Origin of the sequence: Nocardioides albertanoniae (assembly GCF_006716315.1) — a bacterium.
GTDB lineage: Bacteria > Actinomycetota > Actinomycetes > Propionibacteriales > Nocardioidaceae > Nocardioides > Nocardioides albertanoniae.
Window position 1 is genome coordinate 2,057,288 of sequence record NZ_VFOV01000001.1, and the last position, 20,371, is coordinate 2,077,658.

General features: G+C 69.3%; 22 protein-coding genes. 16 read left to right on the forward strand and 6 right to left on the reverse strand.

Translation table 11 applies throughout. The features are described 5' to 3' along the window. Nucleotides 1-144 precede the first annotated feature (144 nt). On the forward strand, nt 145-1,419 hold the full coding sequence (locus FB381_RS09770) for an HNH endonuclease signature motif containing protein (protein ID WP_141780110.1): 1,275 nt from the start codon (nt 145-147) through the stop codon (nt 1,417-1,419). Here FB381_RS09770 and FB381_RS09775 read toward each other — a convergent pair. Further along, nucleotides 1,416-1,988 (reverse strand): CGNR zinc finger domain-containing protein, encoded by a 573-nt coding sequence (locus FB381_RS09775; protein ID WP_141780111.1) that lies wholly within the window; start codon nt 1,986-1,988, stop codon nt 1,416-1,418. The two genes, FB381_RS09770 and FB381_RS09775, sit on opposite strands and share 4 nt — an antisense overlap. An 81-nt stretch (nt 1,989-2,069) precedes the next feature. Between FB381_RS09775 and FB381_RS09780 the strand changes: the two genes are divergently transcribed. Continuing rightward, a complete protein-coding gene (locus FB381_RS09780; protein WP_141780112.1) occupies nt 2,070-3,248 on the forward strand; it encodes an epoxide hydrolase family protein in 1,179 nt (392 codons plus the stop codon). Between the two features lie 5 nt (nt 3,249-3,253). Next, nucleotides 3,254-3,949, forward strand: a complete 696-nt coding sequence (locus tag FB381_RS09785; protein ID WP_141780113.1) for an aspartate/glutamate racemase family protein — start codon at nt 3,254-3,256, stop codon at nt 3,947-3,949. A 7-nt stretch (nt 3,950-3,956) separates the two neighbouring features. Here the strand turns inward: FB381_RS09785 and FB381_RS09790 are convergent, their stop codons facing one another. Further along, entirely contained in the window at nt 3,957-4,547 is a 591-nt protein-coding gene (locus FB381_RS09790) for a GNAT family N-acetyltransferase (RefSeq protein WP_141780114.1), read from the reverse strand. A 4-nt stretch (nt 4,548-4,551) separates the two neighbouring features. Further along, nucleotides 4,552-6,642 (reverse strand): HelD family protein, encoded by a 2,091-nt coding sequence (locus FB381_RS09795; RefSeq protein ID WP_141780115.1) that lies wholly within the window; start codon nt 6,640-6,642, stop codon nt 4,552-4,554. Nucleotides 6,643-6,783: 141 nt separating this feature from the next. Between FB381_RS09795 and FB381_RS09800 the strand changes: the two genes are divergently transcribed. Continuing rightward, nucleotides 6,784-7,143, forward strand: coding sequence for a hypothetical protein (locus FB381_RS09800; RefSeq protein WP_246088042.1), 360 nt, complete (start codon nt 6,784-6,786; stop codon nt 7,141-7,143). A 158-nt stretch (nt 7,144-7,301) separates the two neighbouring features. On the opposite strand, the gene FB381_RS09805 is transcribed toward FB381_RS09800, so the two are convergent. Beyond that, the gene (locus FB381_RS09805) at nt 7,302-8,516 is read right to left on the reverse strand and encodes an MFS transporter (protein ID WP_141780116.1); all 1,215 of its coding nucleotides are present in this window, start codon (nt 8,514-8,516) and stop codon (nt 7,302-7,304) included. A gap of 277 nt (nt 8,517-8,793) precedes the next feature. Between FB381_RS09805 and FB381_RS09810 the strand changes: the two genes are divergently transcribed. From FB381_RS09810 to FB381_RS09835, 6 genes are all read left to right on the forward strand, one after another. Beyond that, nucleotides 8,794-9,723, forward strand: a complete 930-nt coding sequence (locus FB381_RS09810) for an ABC transporter ATP-binding protein (protein WP_246088043.1) — start codon at nt 8,794-8,796, stop codon at nt 9,721-9,723. Between the two features lie 29 nt (nt 9,724-9,752). Then, the gene (locus FB381_RS09815) at nt 9,753-10,565 is read left to right on the forward strand and encodes an ABC transporter permease (RefSeq protein ID WP_170225117.1); all 813 of its coding nucleotides are present in this window, start codon (nt 9,753-9,755) and stop codon (nt 10,563-10,565) included. Then, nucleotides 10,565-11,377, forward strand: coding sequence for an ABC transporter permease (locus FB381_RS09820; RefSeq protein ID WP_141780118.1), 813 nt, complete (start codon nt 10,565-10,567; stop codon nt 11,375-11,377). The genes FB381_RS09815 and FB381_RS09820 overlap by 1 nt, the downstream gene beginning before the upstream one ends. An 83-nt stretch (nt 11,378-11,460) precedes the next feature. Beyond that, complete coding sequence (locus FB381_RS09825) at nt 11,461-12,633, forward strand: class I SAM-dependent methyltransferase (protein ID WP_141780119.1); 1,173 nt, start codon at nt 11,461-11,463, stop codon at nt 12,631-12,633. A 23-nt stretch (nt 12,634-12,656) separates the two neighbouring features. Beyond that, nucleotides 12,657-12,851: a DUF3046 domain-containing protein gene (locus FB381_RS09830; RefSeq protein WP_141780120.1), complete on the forward strand. Its 195-nt coding sequence runs from the start codon at nt 12,657-12,659 to the stop codon at nt 12,849-12,851. After that, entirely contained in the window at nt 12,848-14,092 is a 1,245-nt protein-coding gene (locus FB381_RS09835) for an MFS transporter (RefSeq protein ID WP_141780121.1), read from the forward strand. The genes FB381_RS09830 and FB381_RS09835 overlap by 4 nt, the downstream gene beginning before the upstream one ends. Nucleotides 14,093-14,142: 50 nt before the next feature. Here FB381_RS09835 and FB381_RS09840 read toward each other — a convergent pair whose 3' ends face one another. Continuing rightward, complete coding sequence (locus tag FB381_RS09840; protein ID WP_141780122.1) at nt 14,143-14,784, reverse strand: DUF305 domain-containing protein; 642 nt, start codon at nt 14,782-14,784, stop codon at nt 14,143-14,145. Nucleotides 14,785-14,857: 73 nt separating this feature from the next. After that, nucleotides 14,858-15,301, reverse strand: coding sequence for a DUF6153 family protein (locus tag FB381_RS09845; protein ID WP_141780123.1), 444 nt, complete (start codon nt 15,299-15,301; stop codon nt 14,858-14,860). Between the two features lie 130 nt (nt 15,302-15,431). On the opposite strand from FB381_RS09845, the gene FB381_RS09850 reads away from it, so the two are divergent. The 6 genes from FB381_RS09850 (at nt 15,432) to FB381_RS09875 (ending at nt 20,364) form a co-directional block, all read left to right on the forward strand. Beyond that, entirely contained in the window at nt 15,432-16,124 is a 693-nt protein-coding gene (locus FB381_RS09850) for a DUF4396 domain-containing protein (RefSeq protein ID WP_246088044.1), read from the forward strand. Nucleotides 16,125-16,373: 249 nt separating this feature from the next. Continuing rightward, nucleotides 16,374-17,432: a recombinase RecA gene (recA, locus tag FB381_RS09855; protein ID WP_141780124.1), complete on the forward strand. Its 1,059-nt coding sequence runs from the start codon at nt 16,374-16,376 to the stop codon at nt 17,430-17,432. Nucleotides 17,433-17,498: 66 nt separating this feature from the next. After that, nucleotides 17,499-18,221 carry a regulatory protein RecX gene (locus tag FB381_RS09860; RefSeq protein ID WP_141780125.1) on the forward strand — a complete coding sequence of 241 codons (723 nt, stop codon included), beginning with the start codon at nt 17,499-17,501 and terminating at the stop codon, nt 18,219-18,221. Next, nucleotides 18,218-18,718 carry a phosphoribosyltransferase gene (locus FB381_RS09865; RefSeq protein ID WP_141780126.1) on the forward strand — a complete coding sequence of 167 codons (501 nt, stop codon included), beginning with the start codon at nt 18,218-18,220 and terminating at the stop codon, nt 18,716-18,718. Before FB381_RS09860 ends, FB381_RS09865 begins: the two co-directional genes overlap by 4 nt. 24 nt (nt 18,719-18,742) lie before the next feature. Further along, a complete protein-coding gene (locus tag FB381_RS09870) occupies nt 18,743-19,438 on the forward strand; it encodes a GNAT family N-acetyltransferase (protein WP_141780127.1) in 696 nt (231 codons plus the stop codon). Nucleotides 19,439-19,521: 83 nt separating this feature from the next. Next, nucleotides 19,522-20,364, forward strand: a complete 843-nt coding sequence (locus FB381_RS09875) for a PPK2 family polyphosphate kinase (RefSeq protein ID WP_141780128.1) — start codon at nt 19,522-19,524, stop codon at nt 20,362-20,364. Nucleotides 20,365-20,371: the final 7 nt, after the last annotated feature.

A 20,371-nucleotide genomic window follows, 5' to 3' on the forward strand; every position in this document is an offset into this window, starting at 1 on the left:
CGGCGGCACCGGTGTGGTCGGGAGGCGTTGCTGTTGGTTCGCTGCCGCAAAAAGGTGCGTTGACCTGCGGAAATGACTGGCATTGCTCAAAGGTAGAGAGTAAAATTTGGGTATCTAAAGGGCACCTTTGGGAGGAGGCCAGCAATGAGCGTCGAGAACCACTTCGGTCACTGGGGCACCAGCCCCAGTGACCCGGTTACGACTGCTCTTGCTGGCATCGAAACCGCTCTGGGTGACCTGCTCGCGATGGATCCCGCTTATTGGCGAACCAGTCAGAAGAAGGACGTCCTTGTACGGCTTCAGCACCTCAAGGCGCAGCAGGCTGCGCTCGAGCTGCGCGTGCTCGCGACGGCTGGCGATATCGCTGAGGAGACCGGCGATAAGGATGCGTCTGCGTGGATGCGGGCCGAGCTGCTCGTCGACAAAGGCGTGGCCCGTTCGAGGATCAAGTTCGCCGTTGCCGTGTCCAAGCACGAGCTGCTCGCGACCGGCCTTGCCGACGGTGTGGTCTCCCACGACAAGGCCCAAGTGATCACCAAAGCACTGGACGCAATCGAGACCAACCCCGCCGCGAGCACCGAAGACCTGCTGCTCGCCGAGAAACTCCTCGTCGACTACGCCACCCACCTGACCGCCAACGAACTACGCATCGTTGGGAAGCGGATCCTGGTCGAGATCGACCCAGCCCGTTTCGAAGACGCTGAAGCGAAGGCACACCTGGCTGAAGAAGAACGTGCCCAGCAGAAGACCGCGCTGCGGATCTGGGACAACCATGACGGCACGGTTGGCTTCGACGGTGTCCTGCCGGTAGCGCTGGGGATGAGGTTCAAGACCCATGTCGAGGCCTGGGCACAGCCCCGCAAGCAACAGATCGTCGAGAAGGGCACCCCGCTGCCCTCGTGGGAGCGACTGATGGGACAAGGCCTCGCCCGCCTGCTGGAGACCATCGACCCTGACGCTCTGCCCCGCCACGGCGGCGACGCGACCACCATCAACGTCGTGATCTCGCTCGAGGAACTCCGCAAAGAGCTCGGCACGGCGATCTTGGGGTTCGACGAGACCAACGGCACCACCATCTCTGCGGCCGAGGCTCGGAAGATGGCCTGCAATGCCACGATCATCCCGTGGGTGCTCGGTAGTGACGGCCAGGTGCTTGATGCGGGTCGTTCGAGCAGGTTCTTCCAGCCGATCCAGCGCAAGGCGCTGAGGTTGCAGCAGAAGTGCTGCCAGGCCGAGGGCTGTGACATGCCGCCGGAGTGGTGCGACGCGCATCATCTGACCGCCTGGTCACTCGGCGGGAAGACAGATCTCGCAGACGGCGTACTGCTGTGTCCGCATCACCACCGGATGGCCCACGCCCCGGCTTATGTCCATGAACGACTGCCTGACGGGACCGTTCGATTCGCCCGACGGTCCTAGCCTCGAGCCCCCGGCTTGGGATGGGCGGCGTTGAAGCGGGCCTTCTTCTCGCGGTTGCCGCAGGTGTTCATGTCGCACCATCGGCGGGTGCGGCTTCGGCTGGTGTCGAAGAAGGCTGCCTGGCAGGTCGGTGAAGCGCACAGGGCCAGCTTGCCGTCCCGCTCGCCGGAGATGATGGCGATCGCGTCGGCGGCGATCACGCCTAGTGCGTCGTGCAGGCCGGAGGTCGGGCTCAGGTGCCATCGTCGCTCGCCGTCGGGGGTGAGGATCGCGGTCGCGCGGCCTCTGGAGGTGTGGTCGTTGATCACGTCCACGGCGGGTGCGGGGAGGGCTTCGAGGGCGGCGGCTGCTGTCGCGGCGGCGTGGATCGACTCCCGCAGCTCGATGGCGAGGTCCAGCTGGGCAAGGGTGCAGGAGTCCACGGTCAGGTCGTAGGCGGCCAGCCAGTCGAGGAGACGCTGGGGCGTCGGGATCCGCTCCACGGGGTTGCCGTGACGCTCCGAGAGGGTCCCGGTGAAGCTGGTGGCCAGCACGCTGCCTAGGCGGAAGTCGGGGAGTCCAGCAGGCATGGAACCACCATAGTCGGTTGCTGCTTTCTGGTACGCATGCTAGAACCGGCTATGACGGTTCTAGTCATCTCAGGAGGTCACATGTCTGGTCCGGGAAGCGACGTACGGCCGTTCGAGGCTCGCGCGAGCGACGCCGACCTCGAGGATCTGCGGGTGCGGTTGGGTGCAGCACGGCTGCCCGAGGCCGAGACGGTGGATGCTGCGGCGTCGGGCCGAGGTCGGTGGGAGCAGGGTGTGCCGCTTGCCGACCTCGTCGATCTCGTGGAGCACTGGCGCACGGCGTACGACTGGCGGGCGTTCGAAGCGCGCCTCGACCGGATCGGGCAGTTCCGCACGGTCATCTACGGTCTGGGGATCCACTTCCTGCACCGTCGGTCCTCGCGGTCGGACGCCACACCGCTGATCCTGACGCATGGCTGGCCCGGCAGCGTCGTCGAGTTCGTCGACGTCATCGACGAGCTCGTCGAGCCGGCGGACCCGCGTGCACCGGCGTTCCACGTCGTGGCGCCCTCGCTCCCCGGCTTCGGGCACAGCGACAGGCCGACCACCACCGGATGGGGCACGGAGAAGATCGCGGCCGCGTGGGTGGAGCTGATGGGGAGGCTCGGCTACGACAGGTTCCTCGCGCACGGCGGCGACTGGGGAGGCAACATCACCACGGTCCTCGCCGGAAGGTTCCCCGAGTACGTCCTCGGCATCCACACCACGTTCGCCGACGCGCCGCCCGGGCTGACCACCGACGGGCTGACGGAGCTCGAGCGCAGGTGGACCGAGGAGACCTGCGACTTCTACGCGGGCCCCCGCGGGGCGTACGCGAAACAGCAGGCGACCAGGCCGCAGACCATCGGCTACTCGCTCGTCGACTCACCCGTCGGCCTCCTGGCGTGGATCCTCGACAAGTTCGCCGAGTGGTCCGACACCGATGACAGCCCGTTCGAGACGATCTCCACAGACCGTGTGCTCGACGACGTCACCCTCTACTGGCTCACCCGGACGGGCGCATCGGCGGCGCGTATCTACTACGAGAGCCACAGCTCGCTCGACCCCGAGCTCCGAGTGGAGGTGCCGTCGGCGATCACGATGTATCCCCGAGACATCGAGAAGTGTCCGCGGCCCTGGGCCCAGGAGCGGTATCGGCAGATCGTCCGGTGGCGGGAACCCGCGCACGGCGGGCACTTCCCGTCGCTGGAGCTGCCCGGCTTCTTCGTCAAGGATCTCCGCGACGGGCTGACGGCGGTGTTGGACGCCCGGGCAGACTGAAGGGCATGCGACGGATCGGCGTGCTGGGCGGGATGAGCTGGGAGTCGACGGCGGAGTACTACCGCCTGCTCAACGAGATCGCGGCCGAGCGGCTCGGTGGGTTGCACTCGGCCGACCTGCTCGTACGCTCGGTCGACTTCGCCGACATCGAGGAGATGCAGGCTGCCGGCGACTGGGAGCGGGCGGGGGTCCGACTCGCCGAGGAGGCGGCGACGCTCCATGCCGCGGGGGCCGAGATCATCGTGCTGGCCACCAACACGATGCACAAGGTCGCCCAGGCGATGGAGCAGGCGTACGGCGATCGCTTCCTGCACCTGGCAGACACGACGGCGGCAGCGGTGAAGGCGGCGGGAGTGCGGCGCGTCGGGCTCCTCGGCACCGGGTTCACGATGTCGCAGCCGTTCTACGCCGACCGGCTTCGCGGGCATGGGCTCGACGTCGCGGTGCCCGGCGCGGCCGACCAGGAGACGGTGCACCGGATCATCTACGAAGAGCTCTGCCGGGGTGCGTTCCTGGACAGCTCCCGGCAGGCGTACGTCGAGGTCATCGACCGGCTCGTCGCCGACGGGTGCGAGGGGGTGATCCTCGGGTGCACCGAGATCGAGCTGCTGCTGCCGATGGAGTCCTCTGGAGGCGTGCGGCTGTTCCCGACGACACGGCTGCACTGCGAGGCAGCGGTCGAGGCGGCACTGAGCTCGTAGTCAGCTCTTAGCGCCTGGCCGCGGCCCACTCCTCGGCGAGGATCGCGTAGGAGAGACCGTCGAGCCAGCCGCGCGAACGGTGCAGCGACTCCTTGACGGTGTGGCCCTCGCGGCGCATCCCGAGGCGCTCCATCAGGCGCCAGGAGGCCGAGTTGTCGGCGAAGCACTCGGCGATGACGCGGCGCAGCCCCAGGGAGCCGAAGCAGACATCGAGCACCGCGCGCACCGCCTCGGTGGCGTAGCCGCTGCCCTGGTGGGCGGGCGCCAGGGTCCAGCCGAGCTCGGCCTGGGTGCCGATGGCCTGCTCGCGCACCTCGGTCTGCGACCACGGATCGGTGACGCGCAGCATCAGGTCACCCACGATGGCGCCGTCGCGCTCGATGACCAGGGCGCTCTGCGCCACCTCGGGGTGCTCGAAGACCCGTCGGTAGGCGTGGACGTCGGGGAACTCGGTCGTCACCCACTCGGCCACCTCGGGAAGGCTCCGGAACGCCCAGGTCGGCTCGATGTCGGCGGGCTCGAAACGGCGGATGACGAGACGCTCGGTGAGCAGCGGCCACGCGGCCTTCTCGAGCGGATCCGGTCGGGTCTCGATCATGCGCTCAGCCTCGCACCAACGTATCCGGGACGCTACTGAGTTCTTCGGCGCCGAGCTCTTCAGGGAGGTCGCCGTCATGGCGTACGACCAGCGACGAGACCGCACGGGTGAGGCAGACGTAGAGACGGCGCAGGCCGGTGGCACGGTCGGGTTCACCGGCCACGATCGCGGCCGGGTCGGAGACGATCACGTGGTCGAACTCGAGGCCCTTGGCCAGCGAGGCGGGCACCAGGTCGAGATGGGCGTCGAACTCGGTCTCCTCCTCGCCGACGCTGAGCTCATCGAGGGCGATCTCGGCGAACGAGAGCCCGGCTGCGGCGAGCTCGGTGCGGGCCGCGGCCAGCTCCGCGTCGGGCACGATCAGCCCGACCGAACCCAGACGGTCGAGCACCGGCTCGACGGCGTCGACGAGCGGCGCGGAGGTGAAGCCGAGATCACCTCGCGAGCGGCGCACCGCCACCGGCGGGTCGAGGTCGGGGGCGATGTGGGGCAGGAGGCGGGCGGCGTACGCGATCACGTCGGCCGGCACCCGGAATCCACGCGTCAGCTGCTCGACATGACCCTCGGCCTTGCCGAGATGCGCCAGCGCCTCCGACCACGATCTCGACGCCCACGGTGTCGTCGCCTGCGCCAGGTCGCCCAGGATCGTCAGCGACCCCGTGGTCGAGCGGCGGCCGAGCGCGCGCAGCATCATCGCGGAGAGGTCCTGGGCCTCGTCGGCGACGATGTGGGCCACCGAGGGGGTGCGCTCGAGCAGGTCGGTGATCTCGTCGAGGAGCACCAGGTCGGCCAGCGTCCAGCGGGCGGTGCCGGCCGAGCGCGGCGGCTTCTCCCAGACCAGCATCTCCTGCTCGGCCTGCGACAGGATGCCGTCGGCGACCTCCGCCAGCCGCTCGGGCGAGCTGAACAGCGTGAACAGCACCCGGGCCGGCTTGAGATCCGGCCACAGCGCAGCGGCGTAGTCCTTGACCGGCTTGGCGCGCGCCACCGCGTCGTGCACCCGGTCGTCGGGGGAGTCGCCCGAGCGCTCCATCTGGACAAGCACCCGGTGGGCGAGGGCGCGGGGGAGCAGCGCCCGCCCGGCGGAGTAGCGCAGGTCGTTGGCCAGCAGCCCCTCGACCGCCTCCCGGGCCTCGTAGGAGGGAACCCGCCAGCGCCGTGACCCGCGCGGGACGACCAGGGCCTCCTCGGGCTCACCGACGTGGGACCAGACCGCGCGGCGGAGCACCTCGGCCATGCGTACGTCGCCCTTCAGCGTCGCCACCGACGCGGGCTCGTCCGCGCGGAGCTTGCCGTGCGCGGAGACCAGCTCGGCGATCGTCGCCTGCTTGGCCTGGATCTCGCCGAGCGCGGGCAGGACGTCACGGATGTAGCGCAGGAACGAGGCGTTGGGGCCGATGATCAGCACCCCGCGCCGGGTGAGCTGGTCGCGGTGCGCGTAGAGGAGGAAGGCCGCGCGGTGCAGCCCGACGGCCGTCTTGCCGGTGCCCGGCGCACCCTGCACGACGATCGTCTGGGACAGGTCGGCACGCACGAGCATGTCCTGCTCGGGCTGGATGGTCGCCACGATGTCGCGCATCGGCCCGGTGCGGGGCCGCTCGATCTCGGCGTCGAGGATCGCCGAGTGCTCCTCGGCGGGAGCGGGCTCGGCGAGCGACTCGTCTTCGTACGCCGTCAGCTCGCCGTGGGAGAACCCGTAGCGTCGCCGCAGGCTCAGGCCCATCGGCTCGGTGCGCGAGGCGCGATAGAACGGCACGCTGACCGGAGCGCGCCAGTCGACCACCATCGGGTCGCCGGCGCCGTCGGAGATGTGACGGCGGCCGACGTGGAAGCTCTCCGCTCCCGCGGCAGCCGTCCGGTCGATGCGGCCGAAGAACAACGGGATGTCCGGGTCGTCGGCCAGCTGCTCGAGCCGCCGCGCGAGGGTCGCGTCGAGGATCTCGGCGCTGACCCAGTTGCCGGCGTCGGTGGAGTCCAGCGACTCCACCTTCCGGCGCATCCGGGCCAGGTCCTGGCGCGATGCGTCCAGATGGGCCCGCTCAGCGTCGAGCTCGTCCTCGGCGGCGGTCTCGTCCACGGGAGCGTCTAGGGGCATGGCTGAGTCATCGCTTCTCCGTCGGCGGCTGGGTTCGAACGGCTGGGTCCGAGGGGCAAAGGCTCCAACATAGGCGAACGCGGAGTGGCCGACCAACAGGTTATCGGGGCCCGCGTTGGGCACAGCAGGCACACTGGGGAGGTGAGCCTGTTCGATCGCTTCCGACGCCGCGGGAAGCGGATGAGTCGTCCCACGGGCGGCAGGTACACCGGATCCACGCGGGTGCGCGCCGCGGACTCCGCCGATCAGTCGCACCTCGAAAAGTTCGTCGAGACCCGGCGCGGTGTCGAGGGGTTCGTCGAGCCACGCACCGTCGTCAGCGAGGTGACCCTGCTGCTGGTCGCCCACGACGGCGAGTGGACCCGGCGGCGGGTGCCGTCGGCGAAGTGGGCGCACACGTTCGCCAACAAGCACGGTGTCCCGTCCTACGACGCCGCGGTGGTCGGCGTACCGCAGCGGATGCGCGACTACAACCGGCGCCAGAAGCAGCAGGGCAAGTAGTCGCCGAACCGGCAACCGCGCCAAGCGTGGCGCGGAAGGCGCGCGCCGGTCGTGCCGCCCTCGGTCTGGAGCGGCACGCCTCAACGCAGTCAGAACTGCGTGGCCCAGCCGTTGAGCGACTCCATCGTGACGTGTCGTGTCGTGTCGTACGGCGACGGCTAGGCGGGAACACGACGGCGTGCTCTGGAAGCTAGAGCCAAGGCCGTGCCGGTCGCCAGCGTTGTGAGACAGGCCGCAAACCCGAAGGGCGCGGCGGCGCCGATCGTGAGCACGAGACCTCCGAGTGCTGTTCCGAGCGCATTGCCTCCATTCAGCGCGGTGTTCACCCACGTCGAGGCTTCCGTGCGCCGTTCGGGCGTCACAAGGCTGTCGGCGCCGGTGAAGGCGACCACGAACACCGGTGCCGCTACCGCGCCGACGGCGATGAGGATGACGCCCACGACTATGAGCTCGGGCGCGGCGATCGCTGCCCCGACTTGGGCCGCGGCCGAGGTCAGCAGCAGGAGGACGAGCGCGAAAGCCCACGGTGGGTCTCGTCGGAGTCGGGCCCAAGCCAAACCCCCGAAGATCGCGCCGACAGCCATGCCGGCCTCAACGACTCCTACCGCGCTCGGTGTACCGGCGCCGTCAGCGATCGCTGCTACGCCGACAAAGCAGGCCGCCCCAGCAGCGCCGGTCATCGCCATAGCCATCAGGAGGGGCGCCAGTCCTGGCCGTCTCAGGATTCCGGCGTGTGGCTTGCGACTCTGAACAACGGCTGCGTCCGACGCCGGGACAGGGACGTACGCGGAGGTAGCCAGTCCCGCCGTTCCGACCACGACAAGGCCTGCTGCCAGCAGGAGGCCCAGTCGCGCAGGGCCAGTGGCGAGCACCACGCTGGCAGACAGCGGACCTATCAGATACAGCGACTCCTCGGCAATGGAGTCGAGCGAGTAGGCGATGCGTCGGGGTGGCCCTTCGGCGGCGATCTCACGCCACTGAGCCCGCATCGAGGGGCCTAAGGCTGGCGCACTCAAGCCGAGGAGGAGCCCCGTTGCCACCCAGAAGATGTCGGGCCGGCTATCGCCGGCCAGCACTCCTACGGTGATGAGCAGCGCGGAGTAGCAGGCGGCATAGGGGGGAAGGACGCGTCGCTGACCGAAGCGGTCGATCAAGCGCGCCTGGATCGGCATGGCGAGCGTGGCAAACCCCAAGGCAGCCGAAGACGCGGCGGCCACCGCGAAGGAGCCTGAGGACTCGCGGATAGTGAAAAGCAGGCAGAGTGGGAGCAGCCCGTAGGTCAGTCGACCGACCATGGCGAACGCGAAAGTGCGCGCTACGCCGGGGCCAGAAATGACGCCGCGGATGCTCCCGGCGTGGGTAACGCCGGTCATAGCAAGATCTCCGAATCAGTATCGCCCGACCTCGCGGTGGGGCGGAGAATGGGGCGCAAAATCGCGCGGTGCCACAGGCACCGCGCGAGCGACCTAGTGATTCCGAGTAGCCATGCGGGCCACCATAGAGTGCCTTCCGTCTACATCGCCAACGGCAATCGCGCAGGGAGCCTTCGGCTCATCGTCCTTGTGCTTGGCGGGACGGTGACCTTCCCGGCGTGCAGATAACAGCGAACTCGCTCGAAACTGTCGGTGCCCGCCTCTAGTCTTTGCCGACGTGGGTGAAGAGCTGATGGTCTCGGCGCAGGGGCTGCGCAAGTCGTTCGGCGACTTCGAGGCGGTGCGTGGCATCGACGTCTCGGTGCGGCCGGGGGTGGCGTACGGCTTCCTCGGGCCCAACGGCGCGGGGAAGTCCTCGACGATGCGGATGATCTGCTGCGTCTCGCCGGCGAGCGCGGGAGAGCTGCGGGTCTTCGGGATGGACCCGGCCAAGGACGGGCCGAAGATCAAGGCGCGCCTCGGGGTGTGCCCGCAGGAGGACACCCTCGACGTCGAGCTCAACGTCTACGACAACCTCTACGTCTACGGCCGCTACTTCGGGCTGCCGCGGGCCGAGGTCAAGGGCCGGATCGAGGAGCTGCTCGACTTCGTGCAGCTCACCGAGAAGGCCAAGGCGAAGGTCGACGACCTCTCCGGCGGGATGAAGCGTCGGCTCACGATCGCCCGCAGCCTGATCAACCGGCCCGAGATCCTCGTGCTCGACGAGCCGACCACGGGGCTCGACCCCCAGGCCCGCCACGTCATCTGGGACCGGCTCTTCCGGCTCAAGCAGGCGGGCGTCACCCTGCTGCTGACCACGCACTACATGGACGAGGCCGAGCAGCTCTGCGACGAGCTGGTCGTGATGGACCAGGGCCGGATCGTGGCTCACGGCACCCCGCTGGGGCTGATCCGCGAGCACTCCACACGTGAGGTCGCCGAGCTCCGCTTCGGGGTCGGCGAGCACGAGGCGCTGGCCGCCAAGGTCGAGGACCTCGCCGAGCGCGTCGAGGTGCTGCCCGACCGGCTGCTGCTCTACAGCGACGACGGTGAGGGTGTCATCGAGGCCGTCCACGGCCGCAACCTGTCGCCGGTGGCCACCCTCGTGCGCCGCTCGTCGCTGGAAGACGTCTTCCTGCACCTCACCGGCCGGACGCTGGTGGACTGATGGTCGACTACGCCGGCTCGGGGCCAAACATGCGAACGGCCACCCCGCCGACGGCTCCGTCGGGCACGGTCGCGGGCGCGCTGCGGATGTGGGACTACTGGCTCACCGTGCTGGCGCGCACCTGGAAGGGCGGGGTGATCACGACCTTCGTGACGCCGTTCTTCTACGTGCTCGCGCTGGGGGTGCTGCTCGGCGGCTTCGTGCAGGCCGATCCGGCGACGCTGGAGGGCGCCGACTCCTATCTGGCGTTCGTCGCGCCGGGGATGGTCGCGGCCCACGCGATGACGATCGCCTTCTCCGAGATGACCTATCCCGTCTACGGCATGGTCAAGTGGCAGCGGATCTACTTCTCGATGATCGCCTCGCCGCTGACCGCCGCCCACATCGTGCTGGCCCAGCTGGGCTTCCTGATGCTGCGTACGCTGTTCGCCTGCGGCGTGTTCCTGCTCGTGCTGGCTCCCTTCGGAGTCTTCGAGTCGTGGTGGGGAGCGCTGGTGGCCTGGCTGGTGCAGGGCCTGGTCGTGCTGGCCTTCGGCACCCCGGTGCTGCTGTTCTCGCTCTCGATCAAGGGCGAGGAGTCGTTCGCGCTGATCTTCCGGCTCGGGATGATCCCGCTCACGCTGTTCTCCGGCACCTTCTTCCCGGTCGCCAACCTCGGGCCGGTGCTGGAGAAGGTCGCGATGGCCTCACCGCTGTGGCAGGGCGTCGACCTCACCCGGATGCTCGCGCTGGGTGAGATCGACTGGCTGGCCGCCGCGGTGCACGTGGTCTATCTCGGGCTTCTCGCCGGCGTCTGCTGGTGGCTCGCGGTGCGCAGGCTGGGCGAGAGGCTGGTCTCCTGATGGCTCTCTTCAACGCCGCCCTCGGCGCCACCGTCGCCCGGCCTCTGCGAGGCAGCGAGGCCGCCCGGCTGCTGCTGTGGCGCAACGTCATGGTCTATCGACGCGCCTGGCTGGTGTTCATCACCGGCTTCCTCGAGCCGGTCTTCTACCTGCTCTCGATCGGCATCGGCGTGGGCGCGATGGTGGTCGGTTTCGAGTACGCCGGGAGGCCGGTCGACTATCGCGAGTTCGTCGCGCCCGGCATGATCGCGGCCTCGGCGATGAACGGGTCGCTGCTCGACGCGACCTTCAACTTCTTCTTCAAGCTGAAGTACAACAAGCTCTACGACCAGATGCTGGCCACGCCGCTGCGCACCGTCGACATCGCGATCGGCGAGATCCTCTGGAACCAGCTGCGCAGCGGCATCTACGTCACCGCGTTCCTGCTGATCATGGTGGCGATGGACCTGGTGCACTCCTGGTGGGCGGTGCTGGTCGTGCCGGCGGCGCTGCTGATCGGCACGGCCTTCGGCGCCGTGGGCATGGCCCTGACCACCTACATGAGCTCCTGGCAGGACTTCGAGAAGATCACGCTCGCGATGATGCCGATGTTCCTCTTCTCCGCCACCTTCTTCCCGGTCACCGCCTACCCCGGCTGGCTGCGCTGGATCGTCGAGCTGACCCCGCTCTACCGGGGCGTGGTGCTCTGTCGCGACCTGACGCTCGGGGTGCCGTCCTGGGGTGCGCTGGTCTCGGTGGTCTACCTGCTCGCCTTCGGGGCGGTCGGCCTCGTCGTGGTCCGGCGCCGCCTCGACAAGCTGCTGCTCACCTGAGCCGTGGCCACGGGCGCCGGTGCTCGCGTCTCACAGGCAGGATTCCCCTCGTGACCGTCGCGGTTGCGCGTCAGGATGGAGACATGACGTACGACGCGCCTGCCGAAGCGGGGCCCGAGGCGATCCATCCCGAGCCCGACACCAAGGACTGGACCTGGATCCTCGATCGGCCCTGCCCCGAGTGCGGCTTCGTCGCTGGGTCGGTGACGGCCGACCAGCTCCCGGAGCTGATCCGTGACAACGCGACCTACTGGGAGATCTATCTCGCTGCCGACAACGCGCGAGAGCGGCCGCGCCCGGCGGTGTGGTCGTCGCTGGAGTACGCGGCACACGTGCGCGACGTCCACCGCCTCTTCGCCGAGCGTGTCGAGCTGATGCTCACCGAGCACGAGCCGAGCTTCGCCAACTGGGACCAGGACGCCACCGCACGCGACTCCGACTACGCCGCCCAGGACCCCGAAGCCGTCGCCGACGAGCTGATGGACGCCGCCGACCTGGCCGCCGCGACCTACGAGAAGGTGCCGCCTGATGCCTGGGGTCGCCGCGGGGTGCGGTCCAACGGTGACGTGTTCAGCGTCGAGACGCTGGGCCGCTACCACCTCCACGACGCGGTCCACCACCTGTGGGACGTGCGTGCCGCCGCGAAGCGGGCGACGGTGGCGGCCTATGACGCCAGCGTCGCGACGTACGTCCAGGCCACGTCGTTCTCGGAGCAGACCCGCTCGGTGCTCGACCGGTTCCTCGCCGAGCTCGAGACGGGCGACCACGTGCTCGAGATCGGTTCAGGGCCCGGTCATGACGCGAAGGCGCTCGAGGCCGGGGGAGTGCGGGTGCGGCGCACCGACATCACCGAGGGATTCGTGGCACACCTGCGCAAGCAGGGCTTCGCCGCGGCCTGCCTCGACCCGCTCAGCGACGACCTGCGTGACCCGGTCCACCCTGACGTGCCCTACGCCGCGGTCTGGGCCTCGGCGACGCTGCTCCACGTGGCCCGCGACGACTTCGGCACGGTGCTCGGCCGGCTCGCCGCGGTCACCCGCCCCGGCGGCACACTGCACGTCTCGCTGAAGGAGGGCGACGGCGAGGAGTGGACCAACCGCGGCCACGTCGAGGCGCCCCGACTCTTCGTCTACTGGCGTGAGCCCGCGCTGCGCACCGCGCTGGAGGAGGCCGGTTGGGAGGTGCTCGAGGTCGGGCACGCCGACGGTCGGCTCGGTGACGTCTGGCTCGACGTGCTCGCGCGTCGGCGGGGCTGAGATCGCCGGTAGCATTCGGCGCGATGAGGCACACGGAGTTCTGGACCCGGATGGATGAGGCGCTCGGCGCCGGCTACTCGCGAGCCTGGGCGCGCCAGTTCGTGATGGGCGATCTCGGCGGTCGCACCGCCCAGGAGGCGCTCGACGACGGCATCTCGCCCAAGGAGGTATGGGCCGCGGTCTGGAAGGCTCTGGAGCTGCCGGCGCGCGAGCGATGACCTCGGAGGTGGCCGTCCCGGCCTCGACCGCCGCGGTGCAGAAGCGCACGATCCTCACCCTGGTCGCCACCCAGGCGGTCGGCGCGATGGGCATCACCATCGGCATCGCGACCGCGTCGCTGCTGGCGCGTGACCTGTCCGGCTCGGAGTCGATGGCAGGCCTCTCCCAGACGACCCAGGTGCTGGGTGCCGCGGTGGCGGCGTACGTCCTGGGGCGGGTGATGGACGCGCGCGGACGCCGCTTCGGGCTGATGTCGGGCTACCTGCTCGGGGCTGCCGGTGGGCTGCTGGCGGTGCTGGCGGGCGTGGTCGGGTCGATGACGCTGCTGCTGGTCGGAGCCGTCCTGCTGGGTGCGACCACGGCGGCCAACAACGGCGCGCGGTACGCCGCGACCGATCTCGCCCCGGCGAGGAGCCGCGCGCGGGCGCTGTCGATCGTGGTCTGGGCGACGACGTTCGGCGCGGTGGTCGGGCCCAACCTCACCGGGCTCGCCGAGCTCTTCACCGATGCGGTCGGCATCCCGGTGCTCACCGGGCCGTTCGCGCTCGGCTCGGTCGCGATGCTTGCCGCGGCGCTGGTCGTCGGCGTCTTCCTGAGGCCCGACCCGCTGCTGGTCGCCCGTGAAGGAGCCCCGTCGGTGCAGAAGGCGCCGGGCACGAGCTGGCGCCGGGCGCTCGCGGTGATCCGGGAGCGCCCGGCGCTGGCGGCCGCTGTCGCCGGCCAGGCGGCGGCCCACGCGACGATGGTGGCGGTGATGGTGATGACCCCGCTGCACATGGAGCACGGCGGGGCCGGCCTGGAGGTCATCGGGCTGGTGATCAGCGCCCACGTGCTCGGCATGTTCGCCTTCGCGCCTCTCGGCGGCTGGCTCGCCGACCGCGTCGGCCGGGCCGACGTGATGGCGCTCGGCGGCGGTGTGCTCCTGGTGGCGCTGGTGCTGTGCGCCGCGGCGCCCCAGGGCAGCTCGGCGCGGATCTTCGTCGGCCTGTTCATGCTCGGGTTCGGATGGTCGCTGGCGACGATCGCGGCCGCCACCTCCGTCGCCGACCACACCCCGATCGAGGTGCGTGCCGACGTGCAGGGCACCGCCGACCTGATCATGGGCGTCGCCGCTGCCGCTGCCGGAGCGGTCTCGGGAGTCGTCGTCGACGTCGCCGGTTATCCGGCGCTCGCCTTCGGCGCGATCGCGCTGGTCGCGGTGCTCTTCGGCGCTGCGTACGTCGCGCGTCGATCGGCCTGAGCGGGCGGGACCAGACGGAACCAGGCGAGGCCCCGCCCGCTGCGGCGTACTCAGTGGAGAAGCTTCTCCATGGTGTCGATCTCGCTCGACTGAGACTCGATGATGCTGCCGGCCAGCTCGACGGCGGGCTTGAACCGGCCCTCGTTCTGCTCGGTCTCGGCCATCTCGATCGCACCCTCGTGGTGCTCGACCATCATCTCCAGCCACATGTCGCCGAACTCGGCGTCGGAGGCGTCCTCGAGGGCGTCCATGTCGTCGGCCGACATCATCCCGGGCATGTCGTGGTCCATGTCGCCCATCGAGTCGGACATGCTGCCCTCGTCGTCGCTGTGACCCTCGTGGCCACCGTTGACGTGATCGCGCATCGTCGAGGGCACGTCCTCGCCCCACTCCTGGAGCCAGCGCGACATGGTCTCGATCTCCGGGCTCTGGGCGGCGCTGATCGCGTCGGCGAGCTTCTGCACCTCGGGGTCGAGGTCGCGCCCGCGGGTCAGGTCGACCATCGACATCGCCTGGGCGTGGTGGGGGATCATGTCCGTCGCGAAGGCGACGTCGGCGGCGTTGTGCTCGGTCGCCGAGAGCTTCTGGGGCTTCTCGGCCTCCTCGCCGCCTCCGCAGGCCGACAGGGCCAGGAGCGCGGCCATGCCGGCCGCCGCCCAAGTGGCGCGGATGAGGGGTCGTTGCGTACGCATCGTGTGTTTCTCCTTGTCAGAGGGTTGTCGTGGGCGTCACTGGGCCTCCCGCGACCGCGGGAGGCCAGCTCGCTCAGCACCTGATGACGGAGAACGCCCACTGCGGTGGTGGGCCGGTCGCGAGACGCGCGGGGGAGGGTGCGGTGCCGACGGTGCGCCATCGGCCGGGGGCGCGGTCGAACCACCACAGCGGCGTACGCCGCCGCAGGCCGCGCAGGAGCAGAGCGCCGGCGGCGAGCAGGAACGCGGCGCACAGCATCATCGCCGTGTGTGCGTCGCCGCCGAGGTGTGCCGCATGGCCGGCTGCGCCATGGGTGGTGTTCTCGAGGGCGTGCGTGTGGTCCACGTGGGCGGCGGGCAGGCTCATCGCGCCGTGCTCGCCGTCGGTGGCGGTTCCGTGAAGGCTCAGCGCGTGCATGGCGAGCAGGCCGGCGACGGTGAGCACGACCGCGGCGAGCAGCGCGGCGCGAGCGATCCCTCGGCCGGTCTGCTGGCGTCGATGCGCTGCCGTCCACACCCGGCACACCTTAGGCAGTCGGCCGGGGCTGGACAAAGTGACGTCGTGGCCGGCGAACGGCTTGTATCTGATACCCCTATGGGGTATGAATTGTCCCGTAGGCTGACGAGCGATCGAGCAAGGGGGCGACATGACGTCGCATGACGGGCACCACACGATGAGCCACGGTCACGAGGGTCGTGGCGACCATGCCGGGCACGGCGGAGGATCCAGCGTGAACGCGATGGCCGCCAGCGCGACGCTCCACTGCCTCACCGGGTGCGCCATCGGAGAGATCGCCGGCCTGATGATCGGCACGGCCGTCGGGCTCAGCAACGGATGGACGATCGCGCTGGCGATCGTGCTCGCGTTCGTCTTCGGCTACTCCCTCTCCACGCTCCCGCTGCTGAAGTCGGGGCTGGCCATCGGCACCGCTCTCAGTGTCGTACTCGCCGCTGACACCCTCTCGATCGCCACCATGGAGGTGGTCGACAACCTGGTGATGGCGATCATTCCCGGTGCGATGGAGGCGGGTCTGGTCAACGTCGTGTTCTGGGTCGGGATGATGATCGCCCTCGCGGTGGCCTTCGTGGCCGCGTTCCCGGTCAACCGATACCTGCTCCAGCGGGGCAAGGGGCATGCGCTCACGCACGAATATCACGGCGCGGAGCCGGTCCAGGAGGGCGTACGTCGCCTCATCCCGTCCTTCTCGAGCGGTGCTCTCGCTGCGGTGATCATCGCCTTCATCCTCGGTGGTCTCTCGGTCGCCGTGGCCGAGGAGTTGGGTGGCGAGACGGGCGGCGAGCCTGCGCCCGCAGGTCAGGTCGAGGCGCCGGCGCACTGAGCCCTCGGCTACATCCGACACGCCCGAACAGGTGTTCACATCGAACGCTTGTTCGGGCTAGTGTGGGGTCGCAGGTGGAGCGTGGTTCGTGCTTTCGCCCCGGGAAACACAGGGTCGGGAGACACCGTGCCAGAGGGTCCCGTTCAAAACTGTCGGTGGTCCCGTCTAGCGTCTGCCTTGATGACGACGAAGACACGTGGACAAGCGGCAGGCAGGGGCAAGAAGCCTGCACCTCAGGAAGGAAAGAACATGGCGGCAGGTGATCGTGAGAAGGCGTTGGACGCCGCTCTCGCCAACATCGAAAGACAGTTCGGCAAGGGCTCGGTGATGAGGCTGGGCGATGAGACCCGGGCTCCGCTGGAGGTGATCCCGACCGGCTCGATCGCGCTCGACGTGGCGCTCGGCCTCGGCGGTCTGCCTCGCGGGCGAGTGGTCGAGGTCTATGGGCCGGAGTCGTCGGGTAAGACGACGGTCGCGCTGCACGCCGTGGCCAGCGCGCAGCGGGCCGGCGGCATCGTGGCGTTCGTCGACGCCGAGCACGCGCTCGACCCGGAATACGCGAAGGCTCTCGGTGTCGACACCGACGCCCTGCTGGTCTCCCAGCCCGACTCGGGTGAGCAGGCCCTGGAGATCGCCGACATGCTGATCCGCTCGGGCGCTCTCGACCTGATCGTGGTCGACTCCGTCGCGGCGCTGGTGCCGCGTGCTGAGATCGAGGGCGAGATGGGCGACAGCCACGTCGGTCTGCAGGCCCGGTTGATGAGCCAGGCGCTGCGAAAGATGACCGGTGCCCTCAACAACTCCGGCACGACCGCGATCTTCATCAACCAGCTGCGCGAGAAGATCGGCGTGATGTTCGGCTCGCCCGAGACCACGACCGGTGGCCGCGCGCTGAAGTTCTACTCCTCGGTGCGACTCGACGTGCGCCGGATCGAGACGCTCAAGGACGGCACCGACATGGTCGGCAACCGCACCCGCGTCAAGGTCGTGAAGAACAAGGTCGCCCCGCCGTTCAAGCAGGCGGAGTTCGACATCATGTACGGCAAGGGCATCTCCCGCGAGGGCGGCCTGATCGACGTCGGTGTCGAGGCGGGCCTGGTCCGCAAGGCCGGCGCTTGGTACACCTACGAGGGTGACCAGCTCGGTCAGGGCAAGGAGAACTCGCGCAACTTCCTCAAGGACAACCCCGACCTGGCCAACGAGCTGGAGAAGCGGATCCTGGAGAAGCTCGGCGTCGTGCCGACGGTCGACGCTCCGGCCGACGGTGACGCGCCCGTGGCCGAGCCTGCGGGCGTCGAGGACTTCTAGGTCCTGGTCGCCGACTGACCCGTGGCTTCGTCAACGCCTGACCGTTCGTCCACCCAGGATGCCTGGGTGGACGAACGGCCCGCGCCCGACTGGCTGGGCGACGTCACGCTCGGCGTGGAGGCTTGGGCCGGCAAGGTCGAGCCGGCCCCGTCGGTCGAGCCGTCGTCGCGACGAAGGAGCGACGACGTGTCCAGGCCAGCACGGTCCCGTCGCCGAAAGTCCCGCGGCGCCGACCCGGCCCCGAAGAAGGCTCCGAAGGGCGACTCGAAGAGCGACCCCGAGCCCGACCAAGAGGCCATCGCCCGCAAGATCCTCCTCGACACGCTCACCGGTCAGGCCCGCAGCCGCAAGGAGCTGGCCGACAAGCTCGCGAAGAAGGAGATCCCCGACGACCTGGCGACCCGGCTCCTCGACCGTTTCGAAGAGGTCGGGCTGGTCGACGACGAAGCCTTCGCCAAGGCCTGGATCGCCAGCCGCCAACCGGGCAAGGGGCTCGCCCGCCGTGCCCTGGCCCAAGAGCTGCGCCGCAAGGGCATCGATGACGAGGTCGCCCGTGAGGCGCTCGACGAGATCGACCCCGACGACGAGCGCGAGGCGGCTCGGGTGCTGGTGCGGCGCAAGCTCCGCTCGCTGGAGCGCTTCGACGACCAGACCAAGACCCGGCGCCTGGTCGGGATGCTCGCCCGCAAGGGATACGGCGCCGGTGTGGCGTTCGGGATCGTCCGCGACGAGCTCGCTCTTGCCGATGAGGATGATGCCGGTGGTCTCATGTCAGAATCCGATCTGTGAGTGAGTCGCAAGAGCGCGAGATCCTGACCTATGAGCTGTTCGGCACCGCGGTGCGCGACATCGCCCAGAAGGTGGTGGACAGCGGTTACGAGCCCGACATCGTGCTCTCCATCGCCCGCGGCGGGCTCGCTCTCGGGATGGGCCTGGGCTACGCCCTCGACGTGAAGAACCTCTCCGCGGTCAACGTCGAGTTCTACACCGGCGTCAACGAGCGCCTCGACGTGCCGATGATGCTGCCGCCGACCCCGGCCGCCGTCGACCTGACCGGGATGAAGGTGCTCATCGCCGACGACGTCGCCGACACCGGCAAGACGCTCGAGATCGTGCACGACTTCTGCGAGGGCCATGTCGCCGAGGCTCGCACCGCGGTGATCTTCGAGAAGCCGTGGACGGTGATCAACGCCGATTACGTCTACAAGAAGACCGACCGGTGGATCGACTTCCCGTGGTCCTCGCTGCCGCCGCTCGTCGACCGTCGCGGTGGCCTGGCCCACTGAGGCCCGCGCACTAGTCTGTTCTGCATGTTCACGCCGGTCGCTGTCCACACCGGGACACAGCGTCTCGGCGGGGTGACGCGCCCGGGGGAGAGCTGGGCAGCCGCGGCGACGCGGATCGCCGGGCGCCCGGCGTACGCTCTGGATCTTTCGGGCGAGGTCAAGGAGTTCTCCTCCGACCCGATGCCGGTGATCTCGCTGCGGCCGATGACCCGCGGTGACCTGCTCCACCTGATCCGCTGGCTCAACGCCGATCACGTGAAGCGGTGGTACGGCGTCGACGGTGATCCCACCCCCGAGTGGGTCGTCGACAACTACGGTCCGGACATCGACGGCGAGACCGCGGTGAGCTTCTGGGTGATCGAGGCCAACGGACGATCGGTCGGCTTCTGCCAGGACTATCGGATCAGCGACGAGCCCGACTACGCGCTGCTGACACCCGACCCGGATGCGATCGGCTTCGACTACGCGATCGGTGAGCCGGCCTTCGTCGGCCGCGGGATCGGGCCGCGCACGGCCTGGGTCTGGCTGACCTCGATCCCGCAGCGCTACCCCGGCGCCACCACCTGCTTCGCCGCTCCCGACCACCGCAACACCGCCTCTCTGCGGATGCTCGACAAGGTCGGCTTCGAGCGCGGCACCTGGTTCGACGAGCCGCAGCCCGACGGATCGACGACCACGATGGTCGGCTGCTCCCTCGATCTGCGCCGCGTCGTCGCCTGACCCGCCGAGTCGGCTCGTTCTGACACGTTTCCCCCTCGAGTCGGCGCGTCATGACGAGCCGACTCGGCACTAAGGTCGACGCCATGAGCCTTCGCGACGAGTTGCGGTTGCCGATCGGGCCGGTGGATCTGACGGCCTACGAGACCAACTCGGCACCGGGCGTCGGAGCCGACAAGGCGACCGGCAAGCAGGTGCTCGCCGAGCTCGGACCGACATTGATCGAGCTGCAGACCAAGCTGTTCGCGTCTAAGGAGAGCGACGACCCCAGGCGGGTGCTGCTCGTGCTCCAGGGGATGGACACCTCCGGGAAGGGCGGCGTGCTCAAGCACACCGTCGGCCTGGTCGACCCGGTGGGAGTGCGGATCACCAGCTTCAAGGCGCCCACCGCGGAGGAGCGCGCCCACGACTTCCTGTGGCGGGTCGAAAGGGCGGTGCCGGAGCCGGGCTATCTCGGCGTCTTCGACCGCTCCCACTACGAGGACGTGCTGATCGGGCGCGTCCGCGAGCTCGCCGCGGCCGACGAGATCGAGCGACGCTACGAGGCGATCAACGATTTCGAGAAGCGACTGACCGACGACGACACCGTCGTCCTCAAGTGCATGCTGCACATCTCCCCGAAGGAGCAGAAGAAGCGGCTGCTGGCGCGGCTCGACGGCCCGACCAAGCACTGGAAGTACAACCCCGGCGACGTGGACGAGCGCCAGCTGTGGGACAGCTACCGCGAGGCGTACGAGATTGCGCTGGAGCGCACCAACACCGAGTACGCTCCGTGGTACCTCGTGCCGAGCGACAAGAAGTGGTATCGCAACCTGGCCATCGGCGAGCTGCTCCTGGAGACCCTGGACCGGCTCGACCTCGACTGGCCCGCGCCCCGCTTCGACGTCGCCGAGGAGAAGAAGCGACTGGAAGAGGACACCATCTCGTGAGCGAGCG